This window comes from Pseudoalteromonas sp. S1608, from assembly GCF_005887265.1.
Taxonomy (GTDB): Bacteria; Pseudomonadota; Gammaproteobacteria; order Enterobacterales; family Alteromonadaceae; genus Pseudoalteromonas; species Pseudoalteromonas undina.
This window is the reverse complement of sequence record NZ_PNDK01000034.1, coordinates 52,363-76,107: the sequence shown is the minus strand read 5'-3', so window position 1 is coordinate 76,107 and position 23,745 is coordinate 52,363. Positions and strand designations below refer to the sequence as shown.

Here is a 23,745-nt window from a genome sequence, read left to right as displayed (position 1 = left end):
ACTCGGGCATCGAGTTTGCTAATTAAAGCGTGTGGAGTGTTGATTGGAGGCGGAACCCGGAGTCGAACCGGGGTAAACGGATTTGCAATCCGGTGCATGGCCACTCTGCCATTCCGCCTCAATACTAGGTTAGCTTTAAGATAAACTGGAGCGGCACACGAGGCTCGAACTCGTGACCTCGACCTTGGCAAGGTCGCGCTCTACCAACTGAGCTAGTGCCGCTTTATGTTTATCTAGGGGGCTATGCCCTCTCAACACGGACGCATTCTACAGAGATTATTAAACGCGTCAACACAAAAAATGCTACTTTTGAACTGTTTGATTATTTTTTATCTAAAATGGTGCGTTATTAGACGTTTACAATCAATTTTTGGTCAATTCTCCCCATGCTGCAACTAAATATTGCACCATAGAACTAAGCGTTAAAAATGTGGCTATATAAAGCAAGCCATAACTTAAATACATCATCCAGCTATCGTACTGCCAAATTAAACCGATAATGGCTAACATTTGAGCTGCGGTTTTTAACTTACCCATATCGGATACAGCTACGTTACCGCGTTTCCCCTGTTCAGCCATCCATTCGCGTAGCGCCGATATAACAATTTCACGGCTAATAATAATAAGCGCGGGTATGGTCATATACAAAGATTGGTAATGCTCAGATAATGCAACCAAGGCAGCACACACCATTACTTTATCAGCAACCGGGTCTAAAAATGCACCAAAAGGCGTTGATTGCTCAAGTTTACGGGCTAAATAGCCATCAAGTATATCTGTGATCGAAGCCAGCCAAAAAATAAAGGCAGCAACAAAGAATGCCCATGAATAAGGCATATAAAATATCACCAAAAAAATGGGGATAAGAAAGAGTCTAAACGTTGTGAGTGTGTTTGGAATATTCCACATAACTACTTGGATATGTCTTTTTTTCTATATTCGCACATAGGGCTAGCCCTTGTCATGCAAATGGTTAAATATCTTCTCAGCCATGTCAGGACTGATCCCAGGAACTTTCTTTAGCTGTTCTATATTAGCAGCTTTTACACCTTGCATGCCCCCTAAATATTTTAATAATGTTTGTCGACGCTTTGAACCAACGCCATCTATTTCTTCTAGTAACGACTGAGTGCGTTGTTTTTGCCGCTTATTACGGTGCCCTGCAATTGCAAAGCGATGGGATTCATCGCGTATATGCTGGATCAAATGAAGCGCTGGTGCATCAGAATCCATAGGAATTGTTTTACGCCCGCCATCTATAAGCAAGGTTTCAAGACCCGGCTTACGGCTAGTGCCTTTTGCAACACCGACTAATAGCGGCATTTTTGAATGCGGCCAGTTTTCGAAATATTGCTCTGCTCTACCTAATTGACCTTTACCACCATCGATAAAAATAACATCGGGAATTTTCTCCTCATCAACCAACTTGTTGTAACGTTTGTTTAGTGCAAATTCCATAGCGGCGTAATCATCACCACCGGTGATACCGGTCACGTTGTAACGACGATACTCTTTATTGTTAGGGCCTTGAGAATCAAATACAACACAACTGGCCACTGTGTTTTCACCCATGGTGTGACTGATATCAAAACATTCCATGCGATTAATATCATCAAGACGTAAAGTAGCCTTTAATTGCGCATAACGCTTGTTTATCGAGTCTTGAGTGCTTTGCTTAACCGTAATGCTATTTAATGCATTTTTATTAGCTAACTGTAAGTACTGTGCTCGCTCACCACGGGTAACCACTTTAAGCGATACTTTACGTTCACTAATTTGGGTCAAGGCTTCACCTAGTGCATCACTTTCTTCTATTTCAAATGGTAAAATGATTTCTTTAGCAATGCGCCCTGTCGCACCTGGAGCTAAATAATATTGACCTAAGAAAGAGGTTAAAATTTCTTGCTCTTGTGAGTCTTTAGGCACCTTTGGAAAATAAGTTTTACTACCCAGCACTTTATGATCGCGAATCATTAATAGATGAATCCCATTTAAACCGTTTAAATGGGCAAAGCCGACCACATCCATTTCCGCAAAATTGCCAGAGATAGATTGCTGCTCCTGCATTTTACGCAGCAACATAATTTGGTCGCGAACTTTAGCTGCAAGTTCAAAATTAAGCTGCTCACTGGCTTTTTCCATTTTAGCAATGAGATCGGCTATTACTTCATGAGATTTACCAGTTAAAAACTTGCGGACATAATCAACTTGCTGCGCGTATTCATCTTCAGAGACTTTATTTACACACGGCGCAGAGCAGCGTTTTAATTGATACTGTAAGCAAGGGCGACTACGCGCACGGTAGTAGGCATCTTCGCATTGACGTACCGGAAATATTTTTTGCATTAAGCGTAAGCTTTCTGAAACCGCCCCCGCGCTTGGAAACGGACCAAAATATTCACCTTTTACTTTTCTGCTACCACGATGAAAGGCTAAGCGAGGATGCTTATGATTAGTGAGCAGTATGTAAGGGTACGACTTATCATCACGTAACAGAATATTATAACGTGGCTGATATTTTTTAATGAGGTTGTTTTCGAGCAGTAAAGCTTCTGTCTCTGTATTAGTAAGCGTGACTTCAATATTACAAATATTACTTACTAAAACACGGGTTTTACTATCGGTTATATTACTACGAAAGTAACTACTTACCCGCTTTTTTAAACTTTTAGCTTTACCGACATAGATAACTTGGTTGTCATTATCGAGCATGCGATAAACGCCAGGCTCACTCGATAATGTTTTTAAAAACTGGACATGATCAAATTCAGACATATATACCGACTAGTAAGAGATATCTATATCAATCATTTTGTAACGTATGGCTAAATGAGTAAGCTCTACATCGCCTCCTACGTTAAGCTTTTCAAACATGCGATAGCGATAACTGTTTACTGTTTTAGAACTTAAATTTAAGCGATCAGCGATATCCTGTGCTTTTTCACCTTTGGTGATCATCAGCATAATTTGTAGTTCACGCTCGGATAGGCTTTGAAATGGGTTTTCATCAGTACGCCCGGTTACCTGCGCAAGTGCAATCTGTTGCGCTATTTCTGGAGCAATATAGCGTTGTCCTGCATGCACACAGCGTATAGCGCGAACCATTTCATCAGATCCAGCACCTTTGGTTAAAAAGCCATGAGCACCAATTTGCATGACCTTACTTGGAAATGGGTCTTCGCAATTAACAGTAAGCACAATAATTTTTACATCAGGGCAGTAACGGCAAATCTTTTTAGTTGCCTCAAGCCCGCCCATACCAGGCATGTTCATATCCATTAACACTATATTTGGCGCATGCTGACGACAAAACTGCACAGCCTCTTCGCCTGTTTTAGCTTCACCTATTACTTTAAAACCACGTATATCATCAAGAATACGTCTGATCCCTGTGCGCACAAGTTCATGGTCATCAACTAAAAGTACGTTAATCAATGGAACACCCTCACTAGCCTAATAAGATGCAAGTTAACAAAATTAATTTTCAACATTAGCATAGATACTACGAAACCATAACTAATATTATGCTTTCGTAATCGGTCTTTATGACCGATATGATTAAAAGCGCATTTACCTATAGCAGGTAAATACGCCCCAATGATTTATGCTGACGCCTTTTCACTAAAACGGTCTACCCATAAAGCAATAATACCATCGCCAGTTACATTACACGCAGTGCCGAAGCTATCTTGCGCTAGGTAAAGTGCAATCATTAGTGCCACAGCACCTTCGTTGAAACCAAGCATGCTAGTTAATAAACCTAACGCCGACATTACTGCACCACCTGGGGCGCCTGGCGCTGCAATCATCACAACACCTAACATCATAATAAATGGCAACATAGCCATTAATGAAGGTACTTCCATGCTAGGCGATAAAAACATTACAGCCATAGCACAGGTAACTATTGTAATTGTTGAACCTGACAAATGAATAGTGGCGCATAATGGCACTGTAAAGTTAGCTACATCCTCTTTAACGTTATTTGCTTTACTTGATTGCAAAGATACTGGAATGGTTGCCGCACTCGACATAGTTCCTAATGCAGTAAAGTACGCAGGTAACATATTTTTAATTAGCTCAATAGGATTACGCTTAAGTAATAGGCCTGAGGTAATGTATAAAACACTCAACCATAACCAATGCATCACTAATGCAGCAACAAGTACTACACCAAATGCTTGTAATGTATCAACAACGGTGCCTGCTACGGTCATTTCAGCAAATACACCCGCAATGTAAAACGGTAATGCCGGAATAATTACTTTTGAAAGTAAACCATCAATAATATCACGCCCCTGATCCGACACAGTTTTTAATGTGTCTAAGCCAAGCTGGCTCATACCAATACCAAATACAAATGCTGTAACTAAAGCAGTCATTACACCCATTAATGGTGGAATTTCTAAGTCAATAAAGCTTCCTACTTCGGTCACTGCTTCAGCTTCAAATGAAATACCGCCGCTTAAAAACGGAATAACCGCTGTTACTAATAAAAACGCTAAGGTACCGGCTATAATTGTTGAGCCATACGCAAAACCCACCGTTTTCCCCAGTAGATGCCCTGATCCTTTAGGAAGCCCGGCAATCCCAGAGGCAATAAAAAATAAAATAATCAGTGGAATTGTAAAACTAATAAGCTGGCCGATAAGCTCTTTTACTGTGTATAAAAGCTCAACGCCAGTTAAGGGAATGTAGAGCCCGACTAAGATACCGGCCACAATACCGGCAATTAATTTTAAGATTAACTTCATGGTGATTACTTTATTGAATTTAGATAATGTGTTTTTACCATGTTTTGAATAGTTTGTGTCAATAAACTGTTCAACCGCAGTTCATTTGCACAATTAACCAACAAAATATAAGTGTGATGTGTTGATTTGTTTAAATAACGACTACATAAAGAAAAGATAAAGTACAAAGTTAAAAACGAACAAATGATTTCAAGTTCGCCTTTTTAATAACTAAAAAATTAACAGATTGAGTTTTTAGTTCAATCCGTTATAAGCGTAATTAATATATGTTATAGCCAAAGCTTACTTTAACTTTTTTTATCTCACAGTAAAGTAGGCTTATAAAGTTAACAGAATAGCTGTTAACGTGTTGATCAGATTGTACCTAAAGGAACATTATGTCTACTATTTTTGAAGATAACTCACTAAGCATCGGTAACACACCGTTGGTAAAACTTAACCGTGTTACAGGTGGGAATGTATACGCTAAAGTTGAATCACGTAATCCTAGCTTTAGTATAAAATGCCGTATTGGTGCATCAATGATTTGGGAAGCTGAAAAATCAGGTCAACTAACCAAAGACAAAGAACTTATAGAGCCAACATCAGGCAATACGGGTATTGCATTGGCATTTGTAGCGGCTTCTCGCGGTTACAAACTAACGCTTACAATGCCAAACACCATGAGCTTAGAACGTCGTAAACTATTAAAGGCACTCGGTGCTAACCTAGTGCTCACAGATGGCGCTAAGGGTATGAATGGCGCTATTGCTAAAGCCAAAGAAATTCAAGCAGCAGATCCAGATAAGTTTATTTTGCTACAACAGTTCGAAAACCCGGCAAACCCAAAAATTCACTTTGAAACAACGGGTCCGGAAATCTTTAATGCACTCGATGGCAAAATCGATTTCTTTGTTGCAGGTGTTGGTACAGGCGGTACGATTACAGGCGTTAGTCGTTATCTTAAAAAAGAAAAAGGCCTTAATGTAAAATCAATAGCTGTAGAGCCAAGCCACTCTCCGGTAATTAGCCAAACACTTGCCGGTGAAGAGGTAAAACCAGGGCCACATAAAATACAGGGGATTGGTGCAGGCTTTATTCCAGGGAACTTAGACCTATCAATAATTGATGGTGTAGAGCAAGTGTCTAATGAAGAATGTATCGCAATGTGTCATGAACTAATGAAAAAAGAAGGGATCTTAGTCGGTATTTCATCGGGTGCAGCCGTGGTTGCAGCAAAACGTATTGCTGAGCGTCCTGAAAATGCAGATAAAAGCATTGTGGTTATTTTACCAAGCGCAACAGAGCGTTACTTATCAAGCCCCATGTTTGATGAAGAGTTTTCCGAGCAAGAGCTTGTTCAGTAATCGAACAACACTATTAAAAAAGGATGTTTTTTAACATCCTTTTTTATTGCTTTTATAATAAGTTAACACCTATTTAGTCCTATCCTCTTTACATCTCCTCCATTCCATCACACACTTTGTGTATGAGTAATCAACCTGACCAAATATGAAAACAATTTTAACTTCTTTTGTGCTCATTTTTAGTATTTTGATCGTTGGCTGTAATGACAATACTAAACCTAAAGAACAGTACATTGACAATGACCGTCCAGGCGATACCGCCACAGTGTATTTTGATGCGCTTTATAATCAGCATAACTTGCAAAAAGCCAGTAATTTCGCAACACCTAAGCTAGCTCGCATAATGAAATCTTACGGCACAGCAAAACAATTTGCCCGTAGTCTTATTAATTTACAATTCGATGAAGTGGTAATTGAAATTGATATGTCAAATTCAAGCCTGCGAGAACAGTACGGTAATCACGCTAAGATAAATATTGTATTTACTGGTTATTTTAATGGAAAAAAAATTGATGACTTTCGCAGTATCGAAATGCTAAAAATAAAAGGTAAATGGTACGTAGATAAAATCATCGCCGATCCTTACGGGCGCTGATCAACGTTCAATCTAAAAATATATAAAAAAGCCTTAAATTATAAGTTTAAGGCTTTTTTAGTGCTTGAGTACAATGTTAGAAATCTTCAGGTTTAAAATTATCTACCGCAATAGCCTGCATTCGTAATTTATTAGCATGATGCATAGCTTCAGCATCTAATTTAGTAAGTAACTCATGTTCAAGAGCGTACTCAATAGCTTGTTCAATATTAAAAGTTGCAGGTACCTTACCTTTTCGTTGCCACTGTTTTAACTGTTTAAATTGATTTTGCATATCGTGCATCGCTAAAAAAGCATTTTCCATCACCCCTGTGCCTGCATTCTCATCGACGTAACACAAATGAGTAAGCCTGTTTCGAAACACGCCTGGTTGAGTCATGTGTTCACAAATACTTTGTGAAGGGGCATCACTTGGTTTGTGATAATGATTACCTAACGGAAACACAATGCGTTTAAGGGCAAAGTTAACCACCGGGTTAGAGAAATTTTTAAAGAAGCCGTCAAATGCTTGACCTATTTCATACAATGACGTCTCTATTGCATACTTAACAAAAGGTAAATCAGCTTGTTGGCGCCCTTCATCTTCAAAACGTTTTAACACGGTAGAAGCAATATACAAATGACTTAATACATCGCCTAACCGTGCCGATATCATTTCTTTGCGTTTAAGTTCACCACCTAACATCAACATTGCAACATCTGTGGTAAACGCAAGCCCTCGGCTCATTCTCCCTAATTGTTTATAGTAGGCCGCGGTTTCTCCGCACACTGGCGCTTTGGCAAAGTGGCTATGAGTTAAACCATGCACTAAAGCCATACTTGCATTGCTGATGGCAAACACAATGTGGTTCATCAATAGACCGTCAAATTGCTCAAGTGCCGCGTCATCATCTTCCATTGAAGCCGCTTCCATCTCTTTTAATACAAACGGATGGCAACGAGTTGCGCCTTGGCCAAATATCATTAAATTACGAGTTAAAATATTAGCACCCTCAACCGTAATCGAAACCGGTATACCCATATAGCCATGTGCTAAATAATTATTAGGCCCAACCTGTATCCCTTTACCTGCATGAATGTCCATCGCATCATTCATTACTGTTCGACCCATTTCGGTCATATGGTATTTTGCAATAGCTGTTACTACTGATGGACTTAGTTTTAAATCAATAGCACCAGCTGTCATTAATCTGCACGATTCCAGCGCATAAGTTAGGCCACCAATACGTGCTAACCCTTCTTGAACCCCTTCAAATTGACCAATTGACACACCAAACTGTTGTCGAACAACAGAATAAGCCGAAGTCATTTTAGCCGCTAAATGCCCTGTTGCAGTGCTTAGTGCCGGTAACGAAATACCACGCCCTGCACTTAAACATTCAACTAGCATGCGCCAACCTCGTCCTGCCCCTTGCTGACCACCTATAATCCAATCAAGCGGAATAAATACATCTTTACCGTACGTTGTGCCATTCATAAACGCCATATTTAGGGGGTAATGCCGCTCGCCGGTTTTAACACCTGGGTGATCGGTTGGAATGAGTGCACACGTAATGCCAAGCTCTTTTTCATCGCCTAACAACCCATCTGGATCGTACATTTTAAATGCAAGCCCTAACACAGTCGCAACTGGCGCAAGTGTGATGTAGCGTTTTGACCAATTTAAACGCAGCCCCAACACTTCCTTACCATCATGCTCGCCTTTGCACACCACACCAGAATCAGGAATACTGCCAGCATCTGAGCCAGCCTCAGGGCCCGTTAATGCAAAACAAGGCACATCGTCGCCTTTTGCAAGGCTAGGTAGCCAGCGCTCTTGTTGCTCAGTTGTTCCGTAGTGCAGTAATAACTCACCAGGACCTAAGCTATTGGGTACCATGACCGTCACGGCGGCTGTTAAGCTTTTAGTCGCAATTTTTGACACTATGGTGGAATTAGCAATAGCAGAGAATTCAAGACCCCCAAATTTTTCTGGGATGATCATTGCAAAAAACCCTTCGGTTTTTAAAAAGTCCCAAACCTCTTTAGGTAAATCTTTGTCTTTTTGTACAATTTTATAGTCATCAAGCATGGCTAATAAAGTTTCAACTTGATTATCTATAAATGCAGTTTCTTTTTCACTTAACTGTGGACGCGGATAGTTGTGTAATTTTTGCCAATCAGGATCACCACTAAATAGCTCGCCATCCCACCAAACATCGCCTGCTTCCATGGCTTCTCGCTCTGTTTGCGATAATGGCGGTAATACTTTTTTAAACATTTTAAAAGTGGGTCGAGTAATTAAATTAAGGCGGATATCTTTAATTGCAAACACCACGATCACCACAACCAGCAATATAATAAATACTGACATAAACACATTCCTTTACAGTTATAAAAACATTGATTTAATTATGACCGATCTTAATTTAAATACAATGGGCTGTCAGAGGAGTGCCACTAAATGATGAGCCGATTCTATTGTAATTAAAATATAATGATAAAGTAGAGTTACGCATTTATTACACACAGCAAAAAGCCCACAAAGTGTGGGCTTTTTACTACTTAACTGGTTTTAATTTATGCGATTAAACGCTTAATTAAAACTGAAAACGCATGTTAGCAAAGTAAGCATCGTTATCTGAGTCATCTGCGTTGTTGCCGTAACCCACTTTTAAACCAATGTTTTTATTGATGAAGTGTTGAGCACCAAAGCTGTAGTTGTCTTCTTTATCGTAAGATGCAAATACAGAAGTCGCTTTAGAGAAGTAGTAGTTTGTTTCTACGTTCCATTGGTCATCTGCTTCGTCAAGGCTTACAAATGTACCTTCTACTGTTAAGTAGTTACCTTGTTGTAAATCAACAAAGTATTTAGCAGCTACTGAACGAGAATCAAAATCATCATCTGATTCTACAGTGATACCTACATAATCTGTATCGTTTAGCATGTAGTTGTATGCTAAAGAAAAGAATGTAACGTTATCACCATCTTTTTGATCAACAAATCTTACTTTTGCAAGTAAATCTGGGTTAAAGAAATAACCAGCAGAAAGTGTGTATGACTCGTTGTTAGAGTTGTAATCAGCATTTTGGTAAGACGCACCAACAACAAAATCTTCAACGAAGTATTCACCGCCAATAGCAGTCACATCGCCAAAATCGTCATCAGCGTAGCCACCAAATACGTTGCTTTGCTTATTGATGTATTCGAATTGATCGTATGGACCTAGTGTGCTCTTTGGAGAGAAGTAGTAAGTAGAGTCCACGCTGATAGTATCGTTGTTATCAGTATCTGTGTAGTTTAAGTTACTGATTGATTGATAGCTATCTGCAGCGTGTGCAGCACTTGATAATAAAAGACCTGAAATAATAATTGCTAACTTTTTCATAATGAAACATCCCTATGTACATTGTTTTTGTACTTTAACTACATTGCTAAAGTGGGGGTATGCTAACGCCGCGAAACTGAACGAAAACTGAATCAAGCAATTGTATTTGTTAGGGAATTTGTAAGAAAGTGTTGGAGTAATTTATGTTAAAGTAATCGCAACAAACTGTAAACAATTACTTTAATTTTACACCGATTTTTGTTTGTTTCTATAATGAATACTGGCTAATTATCCTATAAACATCATTTATGTTATCACCAGCTTTAAAGTCTTTGCTGATAGGGTTTGGATCAGATCCAACCCAAATTTTCAGTTCTGCATCTAAATCAAAGTGCCCCGCACTTTCTTTGCTGAACTTAGTTATCTTAGAGTAAGCAATACTGATCATTTCCATTTTAGAACCAGTCACACCTTGTTTATCTAATAAAATTAGTCGCTTATTAGTAAAGATAAACATATCACGAACTACTTTATACGCCTTTTCAACTCGCTCACCTTCAATAAGCGTATTAGCCAATACTTTTTCTAAATCGGCATCATCCACTTCACTGGCGTTACCCATTAAACCACTAAATAATCCCATTACAGTTTCTCCTGTTTAAATATTTGATTTTCTAGAGTATGACCATTTACTAACTGCCTATACTGCCAATTATGTTGGTGGCAAAATTGCAATAGCGCGATGTCAAGTGAATCGCTAGTTGGTTGATACTCAATCACATACTCTTTATGTTGGCTCATATAAACACGACTCACACCCTCAATTGCTTGCAGTTGTTGCTCCACATTTTGATACGCTTCACTTAGCATTAAGGTATAAAAGTGCTTATCAGTATTCGCCGCTTTAGTTTGATGCTCGCTTAATATGCCTTTATCTAAATGTAGTACTTGGGAGCAAAGTCGTTCTAGTTCAGTTAAATCATGAGAGCTTAAAATAAACGTCGCTTGAGACGACAGCTCAGACACCAGCTCTCTGACCTCTCTGGCATGAATCGGATCAAGCCCTGCGGTGGCTTCATCTAACATTACAATTTGCGGTGAACCAATTAATGCTTGTGCTATGGTTACACGCTTGCGCATACCGTGAGATAAGTCCCCTGCGCGGTTTTTTGCAACCTCGCTAAGACCCACTAAATCTAATACTCGAAGTGCCTCTATTTGGCTTTGCTTGCTGCCCATACCTTGTAGCTTGGCATAAAAGCTAAGTTGTTTATCTATATTAAAACGCGGATCTAGCTGTGCATCTTGTGGTAACGCACTCACTTTATTAAATAAAGCCGCGCTACCTGGTTTATGGCCGAGTATTTCAAGCTCACCCATGCTAGGTGCGATATAGCCACACAACAAACTAAATAAAGTGGTTTTCCCTGCGCCATTAGGGCCAACTAATGCAACTGGCGCGCCTTTTTGAATCTCAAAATTCACATTATCAAGAGCCAATTTTGAGCCGTATGATTTACTTAAATTACGCCCTGTTATTAATGATTTCATAATGAGCTCCTTGCAAAAATACGTTGAGCAACTGCAAGTAACACCGCTGTTTGCACTAAAGGAATAGCCAAAGCGCTCAATAACGGTAAGTTTTGTCCAGCTAATAACTCTATTTGCACACCAGGGAATAAATAATCAAGTACACTTAATGCGGGTATTTGCCACTCCAGTAATCCAACAATAATGCCGCCGGCTGTGAAATATAAAATAGCTAATACAATAGATAAGCGAGATGAGCTCGCAAAAGTATTAATTAAGCTCATTAAGGCTACAAACGGCGTAAAAGTAACAATGAGTATTAAAAATATTGAAACAGCACGACCAAGGCCACCAGCAAGTAAGCTCGGCTCGCGAAACCCGAGCACCGCCAATGTCGCTATAAGCGTGATGCCAACTAAACAGGTTAGTACCGCTAACTGCCCTAAAAATCGTCCAAAGAGTATTTCAAAGCGAGTTGAGCGTAATGATAAAAACCTTAGCGTACCGCGCTCTCTATCACCCACAGTTTGATCACTACAAATAAATAAGCTAAAAACAGGAAAACTATACAAAGCAATAAGCCAATACATAGCAAATTCGGCTTCAGGCCAATCAAGTAACTTACTTAATCCAATAGAGCCGGAAATATCACGGGCTATTTGTTCAAAGTCTGGCGAGCTGATTATACCTACAGCTTGGCCTATGGGGTAACGTAAAATAACAAGCCACACTAGCGCAAAAGCCGCCAGTGCAATAAGCCCTCGTTTAGTTAAAAACATACGTACCAGCTCAAAACCCGCGATTTGGGTTAAGCGCCCTAAGTTAACTGGTGATGGTGTTGCCATTGACTATCCTTAATGACGTTGTTCATACTTTAAAATAAGCGTTATTTAACAACACTAAGTGTAAACACGTTGAATTGCTAGCAAAAAAAAGCCTACTCAGAGGTAGGCTTTGTAACAAATAATGTAATTTAACCAATTAGTAATTATAAATGTTGCTCATAAATAGCTAATGCTTGCTGTAAGTCGGCAATTAAATCTTCAACATCTTCCAAACCAATGTGCAAACGAATAACAGGTCCATGCTCCCATCCTGTTTGCGAGCGCAGCCCTTTCATTGATAGGTTTGCCGTTACTAAGCTCTCAAAGCCACCCCACGAAAAGCCCATTTTGAAATGTTGTAAGCTATCTAAAAAAGCATCTATGGCGTGTTGATTACCCGCTTTCATTACAAACGAAAATAAACCATTACTGCCGTCAAAATCGCGTTTGAAAAATTCATGGCCTGGGCATGTTGTAAACGCAGGATGGCGAATATGATCAACCAACGCATGTTGCTCAAGCCATTTTGCTACTTCTAGCGCGGCTTTTTCATGCTGATTTAATCGCACTGCCATGGTACGCAAGCCTCGTAGTGCTAAATACGCATCATCTGCACTGGTGCATTGCCCGAGTAAATAAGAGTGTTCACGAAGTGTTGGCCAATACTTTCTATTAGCTACAGCAACCCCCATCATCACATCAGAGTGGCCAACAATATATTTGGTGGCGGCTTGAATACTAATATCAACACCATGTTCAAGCGGACGATAATGCAAGCCATTGCCATAAGTGTTATCAAGCACTGTCATTACATTATGATCGTTTGCCACTTTTACCATGGCGGGAACGTCTTGAACTTCCATGGTAATTGAACCCGGAGACTCTAAAAACAACATTTTGGTATTGTCTTGAATGTACTCTTCTATGTCTGCACCAATCATGGGCGGATAATAGGTCGTACTAATACCTAACCCAGCTAATATCTTGTCGCAAAAATCACGAGTTGGCTCGTAAACAGTGTCCACTATTAAAATATGATCACCGGACTTTAAAAATGATAACAGCGTTTGGCTTATCGCTGCCGCGCCACATGGGTATAACGCACAGCCCTCACCGCCTTCGAGTTCGGTAATTGCCTCTTGCAGAGCAAAATGAGTGGTCGTCCCTCTTCGGCCATAAAACAAGGTTTTGTCGCCACGTGTTTTAGCCGCTTCTTTAAGCTCACTCACAGAATCAAACACAATTGTTGAAGCGCGCTGTATCACTGGATTAACTACGCCATGGGTGTACGCTTTTTTGCGCCCTGATGACACTAATTGGGTATTTTTATTTTTGCTCGACATGATTCATCCTTCTATCTGAGTACGCCAATATTCAATTAAATAACGCGAAATCGAATCAGCTCTAGGTAGCTTTAAATGCTCCCCCTCATGTTGCCAATCTTTAAATTGCGCAAGTTCTTGGCGAGAAAACCATCGTGCATCTTCAAGTTCATCTTGCTCTGTGCTTATTTCATCACTGCTTGCTGTGGCAATAAAACCAAGCATAATTGATGAAGGAAACGGCCAAGGTTGAGAAGCAATATACTCTGCTTTCTCCACGGTAATACCCGCTTCCTCTTTTACTTCTCGGATCACGGTTTGTTCAAGGGTTTCACCTGGGTCGACAAACCCGGCAAGTGAGGAATACAGACCTTTAGGCCAAGTTGCTTGGCGACCCAATAAGCAGCGTTCAATCCCATCAGAAAATGTTTTAGTTACTACCATAATAACGGCTGGATCGGTACGCGGAAAAGTTTGGTGCATACAGGCTGCGTTGTCGCATAAACGTGAATGCCCCCCTTCAACTAAGTGATTTTTGGTACCACAGCGACCACAAAAACTATGAGTGGCATGCCAGTAACACAATCCACGAGCAAGCGCTGCATTTGAGCCATCTTCAAGTGCTACTTGAGTACCATATTGACGAATATCTGCAAACTTGGCATCACCAACAATCGTTGCTAATAACGACTCTTCGAGTTCAGTTACGTCTAGCGCAAATACGGCATTATCCTGTTTATTTGATCCTAAAAGAATAGCCTGCGTTAAATCTAAATGCGCCACTTGTTGGTAAGCTAAATACACCACCTCAGGGCTACTGTTAGCAAATAAGGTGTGATTGCCTTTAACTAAAAGCCATAAACTGTCTGATGTTTTTTTTGCGTCTACCCAAGTAGGGTCTTTGCGCGCATTTGAGCCTCTGTCTAATGGCATATTACTGTAGTTAAGCATGTAATTCCTTGATACTAATTGAATCTTAAAATTACCATACTCATCCATTAAACCCAATTTATTATCGCCATAAAAAAAGCCTAAATTAGGCTTAATTAATCTATGCACCCGTTGTATTAAATACTCTCATGATCAACGCAAACATACTGCTCAAAAATAAATCAAAAATACAATACTTAATACTTTTTAAAGTAGTAGCTGTTTGTCAATTAAATGAAATTGCTCGGCACTTTGCTTAAGTACCTCTGCGGTTAATTTATCAGCACCGTATACATCACACGGAACATTATATTGATTTTTTAAATGCCCAAGTAATAATGCAAAGTCACCGTCACCCGAGAGTAAAATAACTTTATCAAGCTGCTTCCCCTGCTCTAGCATATCTATGGTTATACCCACATCCCAATCGCCTTTGGCACTGCCGTCACGGCGTTGAACAAAGGGTTTTAGTTTTACTTCAAAGCCAATAGCGCGCAAAATATTTTGAAACTGATTTTGCTTTTCATCACCTCGGTATATTGCATAAGCGAACGCACATTCTATATCGTATTGTTGCTCCATCATTCGCCAAAAGGCATTGTAATCAAAGTTTTTACCGTAGCTTTCGCGACAGGTGTAATAAATATTTTGTACATCGACAAAAATACCTACACGAGGTTTACTGCTTTGTTGTGAGGTCATTCTTATGTCCCAATGAGTAATACTTGCAATTGCGTGTTAAGTAACCTAAATTAGTTACCAAACCCAATGTAACCAAATACGGTTACATTTAACAATGTAACCAAATTTAGTTACATATAAATAATCTATCTGGATTTTTATGATTGGTGTGATCAGCGGCGATGTTATTAAATCGCAAAAAATACCTAAACAACAATACGATGCCATGCTTTACCAGCTAGAGCAAAGTTTACGTGCAAATTGCAATAAAACAACATCTTGGGATATTTACCGTGGGGATGCATTTCAACTGCAACTCGATAAAAGTGAACAGTTAGTTACCACCGCTATTCTTATTTATCTACAGTTAAAATCTGCCGGCTATGAATTGCGCCAAAGCATGGCGTTGGGGCACATAGATAACCCTAGTACGAGTATAAAAACTGCCACAGGCTCTGCATTTACTCTCTCTGGTCATAAGCTAGATAAAATGACAAACCAGCGTTTTACATTTGCTATTGCAGATCAATCGGTTGATGAGAGCTTTAAGCTAAACCTAGCGTTTGTCGATGTATTACTGTGTAAAATAACCCAAAAACAAGCAAATGCTTTGTATGTATATTTAACCCATACTAATAACAACCATGCAGCTTTAGCTAAAGAGCTCAACACCAGCCGCGAAAACGTTACCAAGCTGCTTAATCTTGCTAACTATCAGCTGATAGAACGATTTATTTTACATGCACAACAACAGCTTAAAAGCATACAGCAAGGACATGACTAATGGAATTTTCACTATTACTCGTTGCACTGATTATTGGCCACTTACTCGCTGATTTTTATTGGCAACCTATGAGCTGGGTAAACGACAGAAACACCCGTCATTTTAAAGCAAAAAAACTTTACAACCATGTATTGGTTCACGGAACTACCAGTGCAGTCGTTGTGGCACTTTGGGAATATAGTTTTGGCTGGCAACAACTAAGCAGCGTATTACTGGCGACCGGCATTGTTATGATCAGTCACTACTTTATTGATATTGCGAAATCGTATTCAAATAAAGGCGTAGTGCCTTTTTTATTAGACCAAATTGCACATATCACTGTCATTATTGCGATAAGTATTTGGCTAACTGACAATCAGCAATTTGCTGACAATGTGATGGCGTTATTGTGCAACGATAAAGTGCTGTGGGTTATAGCTGGTTACCTTATTATTTTAAGTCCCAGTGCGGTATTTATAAGAATGATGTTAGAGCGTTTAACTAATCACTTTTCTAGTGATGGTAGCCTCCCCTTAGCAGGACAAAGTATTGGTATGCTTGAAAGAGTACTTATGCTGACATTTATTTTATTAGATCAGTTTGCAGGGCTTGGATTTTTAATTGCCGCCAAATCCGTGTTTAGATTTGGCGACTTAAGTGCCAGCAAAGATAAACAACTCACTGAATATGTGATGCTAGGAACGTTATTGAGCGTCAGTGTTACTTTATTTGTAGGATTAGCAGTTAATTATTTAATCGGTTAGTAAAGCTTTAAAATAGGCATTAAAAAACGCGCTACCAGTAAAAGTAAGCGCGTTTTTTATTAAAGCGAACTAAACCTAATTAGTCGTTATTTGCTGGACGACGACGGCGTTGACCACTGCCCCCAACCGATTGACGCTTTGCCCATGGGTTTTGTGCATTATCATCGGTTTTAGCTGCTGGCTTTTTAGAGCCACCACGACGTGGGCCTGTACCATTGCCACCATTGTTAGGCTTTTTGCTGTTAGGTTTGCTGCTATCTGATTTAGGCTTATTAAATGGTTGTTTTTTCTTTGGCTTTTTAGCCGGTAACGGGCGTGCATCGAGTGCGCGCTCAGCAACAGGGTTAGCCGGTTCAAAACCTTCTTCTTCAGCGCGTGGAATTAGCTCGCCAATAAAGCGCTCAATGCCGTATAAATCTACTGCATCGTCAACCGTTACAAACGAAATAGCATGCCCTGATGCCCCCGCACGACCAGTTCGGCCAATACGGTGAACATAATCTTCATACACATTAGGTAAGTCGTAGTTTACAACATGCGGTAATTCAACAATGTCTAAACCACGTGCAACAATATCGGTTGCCACTAATACGCGCACTTCACCGCTTTTAAAGCCCTCTAGTGCTTTAACACGCGCGCCCTGAGATTTATTGCCATGGATTGCCGCGCCAACAATATCATCGCGTTCAAGTTGCTTAACTAAACGATTAGCACCGTGTTTAGTACGACTAAATACCAGTACTTGTTGCCAATCGTTGCTACGAATTAAATGGCTTAATAGGGCCGTTTTACGTGCTTTGTCTACTGCGTATACGCTTTGCGTGACACTTTTTGCGGTGGTGTTTTTAGCCGCAACAGAAATTTCAACGGGGTCGTTAATTAACCCTTTTGCCAGCGCGCGAATATCATCCGAAAACGTGGCTGAGAACATTAAGTTTTGACGCTTTTCAGGCATTTTTGCAATTAGGCGTTTAATATCATGGATAAAGCCCATGTCTAACATACGGTCGGCTTCATCTAAAACCAGTACTTCAACGCTATCAAATCTAACCGCGTTTTGATTGTGTAAATCAATTAAACGCCCTGGTGTCGCCACTAAAATATCAACCCCTTTGCGCAGGCGCTGCATTTGTGGGTTAATTTTAACACCACCGTAAACAACAAACGAACTCACGTTTGAATGCTTAGCATATTCTTCAACGTTTTCACTTACTTGCAACGCAAGCTCACGGGTTGGCGTTAAAATAAGCGCACGAACATGATTACTTTTTGCTTTAGTACCCGACGATAAACGCTCAATAAGCGGCAAAGTAAAACCAGCGGTTTTACCGGTACCGGTTTGCGCTGCGGCCATTACATCGCGACGTGCAATAATTGCTGGAATAGCTTGAGCCTGAATAGGCGTTGGCGTTTCATAGCCCTTTTCTAAAACCGCATTAACTAAAGACTGTGATAAACCTAAACCATCAAAACTCATATAAACTCTCTATTTCAAATTAGGCCAAAGTGGCCAGTTGCGCGCATTATACCTTTAGTGGCTCAGAATGCATGCCATTATTTACTTTGTGCCAAATCAATAAACACAAATACTAAAAAAGCGGCTAAACAGCCGCTTTTTATTTACCTGAGCATTACAAATGCTAAAAGATTATTTTACACCTAACTCACGTAAACGCTCTTGTAAGTAGCTATCTGCTGTGTAGCGATCAGATAACACCACATCTGGACGAGGGTGTAAAAACAATGGTAATGAAATACGTGATTTGGTTGTTGCTTTACCCGATGGATTAATTACACGGTGAATCGTTGATGGGAAGTAGCCACCCGATGCTTCTTGTAACATGTCACCAATATTAATAATTAAACTACCAAAATCACATGGCACGTCTAACCAACCGCCATCGGTTTTTTGTACTTGTAAGCCTGGCTCATTTGACGCCGGTAATACGGTTAATAAGTTAATATCACCGTGCGCAGCAGCACGAATAGCACCAGGCTCTTCATCACCTGTCATTGGCGGGTAATGTAAAATACGTAACAACGTTTGCTCAGACTGGGCAATCATATCTTTTAAATCAATAGAGAACTTAGCACGCACTTCTTCAGGCGCTTCAGCCTGAACCCAGCTTAATAATGTTGCCGCAAATTCATTAGCTAAACGGTAGTACTCACGTACATCTGCTTCTAATTGTGCAGGAACACGGCCTTTAGGGTAAACATGAAAGTACTCTTTAATGTCTTTTACCGTATGGCCTTTAGCTACTTCTGATACCGACGGTGGAAAATAACCATCTTGCGTTTCTTTTGAAAATAAAAACTCATGCTTTTGCTCTGAGTTAAAAAAGTCTTGCCAATTTTTATAAATAGACTCAACTAAAGATTGCGGAATAGGATGGTTTTTTAATACGCCAAAACCAGTATTTCTCAACGATTCAACAAATTGCGCAGCCGCATCGTCCGCTTTATAATCAACTGTAGGTAATTGCATGGTACATTCCAGTAAGTAGGTTGTTAGAAGCCATTTACTAATTCGCTTAAGCCACAGGTCTACACGAAATTAGTATTACATTCAAATATAGCTTAACTACTTAATTCAAGTAATAAAGGCTGCATTTTTATGCTGTGCGAGGATAGACAAACCCCCTTGAAATTATAAGGACATATGTCCGCACTCAATAAGCAAGCCTTCTCTAGCTTGATCAAGATCAAAATAACGCTTGTATTGAATTTTCACCCCATCGTACCAATCTATTCCTTATCAGCATCACACACTATATCAACTTGTTAAGGCTCTCTACATGCGACAAAAAGTTTCTTTTAAAAGCGGTGAATTAGAACTCGCTGGACAACTTGAACAGCCCTCTGGTGAAGTGAAATTTTATGCCTTATTTGCTCACTGTTTTACCTGCTCTAAAGATGTAGCGGCTGCAACACGAATAAGTCGCGCGCTCACTCAGCAAGGCATTGCTGTATTACGCTTTGATTTTACAGGGCTTGGTAATAGCGATGGTGACTTTGCCAACAGTAACTTTTCATCAAACATTCAAGACTTAGTGGCTGCAGCCAATCACTTAAGAACACACTTTAAAGCACCTCAGTTATTGATAGGCCACAGCTTAGGTGGTGCTGCGGTGCTTGCAGCAGCAGAGCACATACCTGAAGTATCGGCCATTACGACTATAGGCGCGCCATCAGATGCCCAGCATGTTACTCATAACTTTGCTGCTCATTTAGATGAAATAAACCAATCGGGTGAAGCAAAAGTGTGTTTAGCTGGGCGGGAATTTACGATTAAAAAGCAATTTATAGATGACATCGCCAAATACGATAACAGCCATATAGGCAAGCTTAAGCGTGCTTTGTTAGTTATGCATTCTCCTATTGATGCCACCGTGAATATTAGTGAAGCCGAAAAAATTTACGCAGCTGCTAAGCATCCAAAGAGCTTTATTAGTTTAGATAATGCCGATCATTTACTCAGCAATAAAGAAGACGCTAACTACGCAGCCGATGTCATTGCTACGTGGGCTAATCGCTATGTTGAATACGATAAAACACCCTATAGTGCAAAATTAACTAACGGCAGTGTATTAGTTGAAGAAAAAGATCATAAATTCACTCAGCACGTGAGTACTAAAAACCATACATGGCTTGCTGATGAGCCTACCGATGCCGGTGGTAAAAACTTAGGCCCAGACCCTTATGATCATTTACTCGCTGGGCTTGGAGCGTGTACTGCAATGACACTTCGCATGTATGCAAGTCGCAAAGAGTTGCCGCTAGAGCACATAAAAGTAGAGCTCAACCATACCCGCAATTACAACCAAGATTGTGATGATTGTGAAAAAACCGGCAATCTAGAGGCCATTATCCGCAAAATAACCTTACAAGGTGATTTAACTGACGCTCAGCGAAATCGATTACTCGAAATAGCCGATAAATGCCCTGTGCATAAAACGCTACATAACAGCCCTTTGGTGGTTAGTGAATTAGTGGGGTAACTAAAACAAAAAAGCGCAGCAAACGCTGCGCGATGCTTCAAAAATATTAACTTTAAGCAGATATTCTTTTAATTGCATTACGTGCAGATGATAATAATCTATCAATACATATATTAAATACCCACTTAATAAACGCTTTTGTTAATTTTAATGGCACAGCCACCGTTTTCCCAGCAAAAGCTATCATACAGCCTAGCAAACCCCTTACTTGTTCTTCAAGACCGACCATACTCGAAATTTTCACAACTGTTTCAGCCATTATATCGTATACCGTCATTATAGCTGAGCCTGTGTATTGAAGAGACGCAATAATGCCAGCAAAACCACCGTCAATCATTAATGTCATTAAAGCAGCAGCTATTTTATCAGCCCAATGAGTTGAATATGTAGTTTGTAAACGATTATTGTAGTTTAAAACAACTCTTCGATATAAAGAGCTTGGTACTTGGCTATACACATGTTCCCAATCAGAAGCGGTTACTGTTTTTGTGTAACCTGGAGAATCAAGTAGTGAGTGCGCACCGGCGTCAATACCTTGAGCGCGATACGGAACATATTCAGGCTCTTTAGTTTCCATATGACAAAAAGGCCACACGGGAACTTTAGGTACGGGGTCAGCACCATGCACACAACGAAAAACTTTATCGATGCGACTACCAGAATGTACAGAAAAGCCCTTCTTCCCTACTCTAGGTGCACCAAACGTATATAAATAAACAGTTTTTCCATATGTGTGCTTGATGTAATCTGCAACTAAACCAGCCAAAGCACCACCTAAACTATGTCCAACACAATGAATAACTCCTCCACCATTAAGTACTTCTGGCTGCGTTATATATGTGTCTATGCTATCTACAAAAGAAGCCATAGTGGTTTGAAAACCTTTGTGTACACTAGTATCAGTATACCCAGTAGTTGTAGGGCAAGTAACATCTGTTAATACGTCCGCTAATGTTTCGGTTCCGCGTATTGTAATAACATGATCACCTTTATGAGACTGACTATGGCCTTTCCCGATATATAAAAAACCTGTCGTTTGTCGCCAAAAAAAGCCTCCAGATGAACCTTCTGCTAGATTTTCTGATTTAAAGTGGAATTCATTCTTTATGAGTTTAGGTACGACTAATCTAGTACCTCTCCCAATTGAATCATATGCGAAGAGTGCCAATTGCACTGCTAGTTTAGGGGATAGTGCTGTCATATAATTTCATCCTTAAAATAAATAGTAATTCGTTTACTCTGGAGATAGTAAGTTGTTTATAGTGTCCATATCTAGATCACAGATAGTTACCAAAGGCTGATATCGAGATCCCCCATATTGACTGATATCTAAATCATACTGGACTTCTTCATTCTGTAAATCAGCATTTAAACCCGTTAGCAACCTGCTCACAGGTGGTACACTTTTCCAGCCTTTACTCATGACCCACAGCCAATAATAGCCATCATCATTCGCTTCATTCTTAACGTTGATTAAGTCTTTCTTAACCGTTATTTCTTGCCTGATTAAATAATCTTGCCCAACAATATTCCCAGGAGCTTTAGAGCGAACAATAAGTTCATCAAAAGAAAACTCACCATGGGTATTAGTTAGTGCATAATCTATAACAGGGTTTTTTTCATAACCTTCATAAAAAAGCTTTCTAATAACCTCTACTCCTGCAAGAGCTTCGCCCTGATTAGTTATTCGCCCTTTGACCTCAGGTGATAATTGAACTTCATAACTTTTAAATAACCCAAACACAGCTTGATTCTCCGATGAATAAACACACGTACAAAATAATACTATTAGACACAAAAAGAAGGAGGAGCGACGATAAGAGAAAGTTAATTTACTTTTAAACACTATTTGACCTTCCGATGGCTTTCTTCTTATGAGACTACTAAACATAAGTGAACAATTCAAGATTCCCTTTATAAATTTGTACCTAAATTTAAATCATCAAAAACCTGTTTCCTATCCCCAACGCCTATAAAAATATAATTTACAGTCGTACGGGGAAGCTAGTGAAAAGGCTAGTTGGTTGAACTGATTACTGTAAATAATATTTTATGTTATTCATTTTATTCGTCTAAAAACGCCGCTACCTCTTTACTCATTCTATCCACCAGCCATTTAGGCCCGCCATCGTACATATCGTTGTGATGTGATTTTTCTATCAACGTTTGCGTAACAGGATAAACGGTTAACTCTTGGTCGGTTAAAAGCACGTTTGCATCGGCTGGATAATCACTACCGCGCAGTGTGAGCACGCGTGTGTTTTTATTGCGTGGCAATAACATGCGGCGGTGATCGAGCGTAATTAATTGGCTTACTTCACTTGGATAAATAGCTGCATACAAGGCTGAAATATCTCCACCATTTGAGTGACCAAATAAAGTGAGTTTTGTAAAATCATACTCAGGGTATTTAACACTTAGCTCGTTGACTAAAAATTTGAGGGTTACAACACCCCGGTGCCAATTTTCCATACGAGTAGTTAGGTATGGCTGCGCACGATTAAGTGCAGGGTCACTTTTAAGTTCATGTGCTACCGCAATGCTTAAATAGCCTTGCGCATTAAATAACTTACTCGCAAAGGTGTATTCATCGTGGCTAATGCCATACCCTGCATTTACAAATACCACTGGGCATTTTAATTGCGCGCTGCACTTAAGGTGGTTAGCTGGTAGGGTAATATTTACAGGTATAGAGCGATTACGACTTTCATCAATGATTGCATCGTCTTGGGCATAACTTGATGATGCAAATAGCGTAGAACTTAAAGTCAGTGCACTTAACATTAAACGCTTTTTTATAATTTTTAACATGCATTCCCTTGTATTACATATACATTTTTAACTAACATTAATTTTTATTATAAAGGTTAGCGCGCGCCTTTGCTAATTTGTGCGATAATAGCGATTATTGTTTTACTATTATCGCA

Annotated in this window: 22 protein-coding genes and 2 tRNA genes; 5 read left to right on the top strand and 19 right to left on the bottom strand. The window is 39.8% G+C overall.

Translation table 11 applies throughout. The features are described 5' to 3' along the window. Positions 1 to 44: 44 nt before the first annotated feature. The 6 genes from CWB75_RS14435 to CWB75_RS14410 form a co-directional block, all read right to left on the bottom strand. Positions 45 to 118, bottom strand: a tRNA-Cys gene (locus CWB75_RS14435). 28 nt (positions 119 to 146) lie between these two features. Continuing rightward, positions 147 to 222: transfer RNA gene (locus CWB75_RS14430), tRNA-Gly, on the bottom strand. 141 nt (positions 223 to 363) lie between these two features. After that, positions 364 to 909, bottom strand: coding sequence for a CDP-diacylglycerol--glycerol-3-phosphate 3-phosphatidyltransferase (gene pgsA / locus CWB75_RS14425; protein ID WP_036933597.1), 546 nt, complete (start codon positions 907 to 909; stop codon positions 364 to 366). Positions 910 to 951: 42 nt separating this feature from the next. Next, a complete protein-coding gene (gene uvrC / locus CWB75_RS14420; protein WP_055013395.1) occupies positions 952 to 2,775 on the bottom strand; it encodes an excinuclease ABC subunit UvrC in 1,824 nt (607 codons plus the stop codon). Positions 2,776 to 2,784: 9 nt separating this feature from the next. Beyond that, positions 2,785 to 3,435, bottom strand: coding sequence for a UvrY/SirA/GacA family response regulator transcription factor (gene uvrY / locus CWB75_RS14415; protein ID WP_010391483.1), 651 nt, complete (start codon positions 3,433 to 3,435; stop codon positions 2,785 to 2,787). A gap of 167 nt (positions 3,436 to 3,602) precedes the next feature. Further along, positions 3,603 to 4,754, bottom strand: a complete 1,152-nt coding sequence (locus tag CWB75_RS14410) for a dicarboxylate/amino acid:cation symporter (RefSeq protein WP_138571035.1) — start codon at positions 4,752 to 4,754, stop codon at positions 3,603 to 3,605. A gap of 377 nt (positions 4,755 to 5,131) precedes the next feature. Here CWB75_RS14410 and cysK point away from each other — a divergent pair, with 377 nt between their 5' ends. Continuing rightward, positions 5,132 to 6,100, top strand: a complete 969-nt coding sequence (gene cysK, locus CWB75_RS14405) for a cysteine synthase A (RefSeq protein ID WP_055013393.1) — start codon at positions 5,132 to 5,134, stop codon at positions 6,098 to 6,100. Positions 6,101 to 6,245: 145 nt separating this feature from the next. Next, entirely contained in the window at positions 6,246 to 6,695 is a 450-nt protein-coding gene (locus tag CWB75_RS14400; RefSeq protein WP_010391478.1) for a hypothetical protein, read from the top strand. A 76-nt stretch (positions 6,696 to 6,771) separates the two neighbouring features. Here the strand turns inward: CWB75_RS14400 and CWB75_RS14395 are convergent, their stop codons facing one another. The 8 genes from CWB75_RS14395 to CWB75_RS14360 form a co-directional block, all read right to left on the bottom strand. Further along, entirely contained in the window at positions 6,772 to 9,048 is a 2,277-nt protein-coding gene (locus CWB75_RS14395; RefSeq protein WP_138571034.1) for an acyl-CoA dehydrogenase, read from the bottom strand. Between the two features lie 226 nt (positions 9,049 to 9,274). Continuing rightward, positions 9,275 to 10,063 carry a putative porin gene (locus tag CWB75_RS14390; RefSeq protein ID WP_138571033.1) on the bottom strand — a complete coding sequence of 263 codons (789 nt, stop codon included), beginning with the start codon at positions 10,061 to 10,063 and terminating at the stop codon, positions 9,275 to 9,277. A 208-nt stretch (positions 10,064 to 10,271) separates the two neighbouring features. Continuing rightward, positions 10,272 to 10,646, bottom strand: a complete 375-nt coding sequence (locus tag CWB75_RS14385; protein ID WP_008111597.1) for a PH domain-containing protein — start codon at positions 10,644 to 10,646, stop codon at positions 10,272 to 10,274. Further along, positions 10,646 to 11,554 carry an ABC transporter ATP-binding protein gene (locus tag CWB75_RS14380; RefSeq protein ID WP_055013391.1) on the bottom strand — a complete coding sequence of 303 codons (909 nt, stop codon included), beginning with the start codon at positions 11,552 to 11,554 and terminating at the stop codon, positions 10,646 to 10,648. The genes CWB75_RS14385 and CWB75_RS14380 overlap by 1 nt, the downstream gene beginning before the upstream one ends. Continuing rightward, positions 11,551 to 12,378 carry an ABC transporter permease subunit gene (locus tag CWB75_RS14375; protein ID WP_138571032.1) on the bottom strand — a complete coding sequence of 276 codons (828 nt, stop codon included), beginning with the start codon at positions 12,376 to 12,378 and terminating at the stop codon, positions 11,551 to 11,553. Before CWB75_RS14375 ends, CWB75_RS14380 begins: the two co-directional genes overlap by 4 nt. A gap of 143 nt (positions 12,379 to 12,521) precedes the next feature. After that, positions 12,522 to 13,700, bottom strand: coding sequence for a cystathionine beta-lyase (locus CWB75_RS14370; RefSeq protein ID WP_138571031.1), 1,179 nt, complete (start codon positions 13,698 to 13,700; stop codon positions 12,522 to 12,524). A gap of 3 nt (positions 13,701 to 13,703) precedes the next feature. Next, the gene (gene nudC, locus CWB75_RS14365) at positions 13,704 to 14,630 is read right to left on the bottom strand and encodes an NAD(+) diphosphatase (RefSeq protein WP_138571030.1); all 927 of its coding nucleotides are present in this window, start codon (positions 14,628 to 14,630) and stop codon (positions 13,704 to 13,706) included. 186 nt (positions 14,631 to 14,816) lie between these two features. After that, positions 14,817 to 15,311, bottom strand: coding sequence for a LabA-like NYN domain-containing protein (locus tag CWB75_RS14360; RefSeq protein WP_138571029.1), 495 nt, complete (start codon positions 15,309 to 15,311; stop codon positions 14,817 to 14,819). 139 nt (positions 15,312 to 15,450) lie between these two features. Between CWB75_RS14360 and CWB75_RS14355 the strand changes: the two genes are divergently transcribed. Both CWB75_RS14355 and CWB75_RS14350 read left to right on the top strand, forming a co-directional pair. Then, positions 15,451 to 16,074: a hypothetical protein gene (locus CWB75_RS14355; protein ID WP_138571028.1), complete on the top strand. Its 624-nt coding sequence runs from the start codon at positions 15,451 to 15,453 to the stop codon at positions 16,072 to 16,074. Then, positions 16,074 to 16,817 (top strand): DUF3307 domain-containing protein, encoded by a 744-nt coding sequence (locus tag CWB75_RS14350; RefSeq protein ID WP_138571027.1) that lies wholly within the window; start codon positions 16,074 to 16,076, stop codon positions 16,815 to 16,817. Before CWB75_RS14355 ends, CWB75_RS14350 begins: the two co-directional genes overlap by 1 nt. Before the next feature lie 79 nt (positions 16,818 to 16,896). Here CWB75_RS14350 and CWB75_RS14345 read toward each other — a convergent pair whose 3' ends face one another. Together CWB75_RS14345 and CWB75_RS14340 are read right to left on the bottom strand one after the other, a co-directional pair. Next, entirely contained in the window at positions 16,897 to 18,294 is a 1,398-nt protein-coding gene (locus tag CWB75_RS14345; protein WP_138571026.1) for a DEAD/DEAH box helicase, read from the bottom strand. A gap of 171 nt (positions 18,295 to 18,465) precedes the next feature. Continuing rightward, the gene (locus CWB75_RS14340) at positions 18,466 to 19,305 is read right to left on the bottom strand and encodes an isopenicillin N synthase family dioxygenase (RefSeq protein WP_008111615.1); all 840 of its coding nucleotides are present in this window, start codon (positions 19,303 to 19,305) and stop codon (positions 18,466 to 18,468) included. Between the two features lie 310 nt (positions 19,306 to 19,615). On the opposite strand from CWB75_RS14340, the gene CWB75_RS14335 reads away from it, so the two are divergent. Then, positions 19,616 to 20,818, top strand: coding sequence for a bifunctional alpha/beta hydrolase/OsmC family protein (locus tag CWB75_RS14335; RefSeq protein WP_138571025.1), 1,203 nt, complete (start codon positions 19,616 to 19,618; stop codon positions 20,816 to 20,818). Between the two features lie 52 nt (positions 20,819 to 20,870). Here CWB75_RS14335 and CWB75_RS14330 read toward each other — a convergent pair whose 3' ends face one another. The 3 genes from CWB75_RS14330 to CWB75_RS14320 form a co-directional block, all read right to left on the bottom strand. Continuing rightward, positions 20,871 to 22,019 carry a lipase family protein gene (locus tag CWB75_RS14330; RefSeq protein WP_138571024.1) on the bottom strand — a complete coding sequence of 383 codons (1,149 nt, stop codon included), beginning with the start codon at positions 22,017 to 22,019 and terminating at the stop codon, positions 20,871 to 20,873. A 33-nt stretch (positions 22,020 to 22,052) separates the two neighbouring features. Continuing rightward, positions 22,053 to 22,664, bottom strand: a complete 612-nt coding sequence (locus tag CWB75_RS14325) for a DUF6795 domain-containing protein (RefSeq protein ID WP_131690787.1) — start codon at positions 22,662 to 22,664, stop codon at positions 22,053 to 22,055. Between the two features lie 218 nt (positions 22,665 to 22,882). After that, complete coding sequence (locus tag CWB75_RS14320; protein WP_138571023.1) at positions 22,883 to 23,629, bottom strand: alpha/beta hydrolase; 747 nt, start codon at positions 23,627 to 23,629, stop codon at positions 22,883 to 22,885. Positions 23,630 to 23,745: the final 116 nt, after the last annotated feature.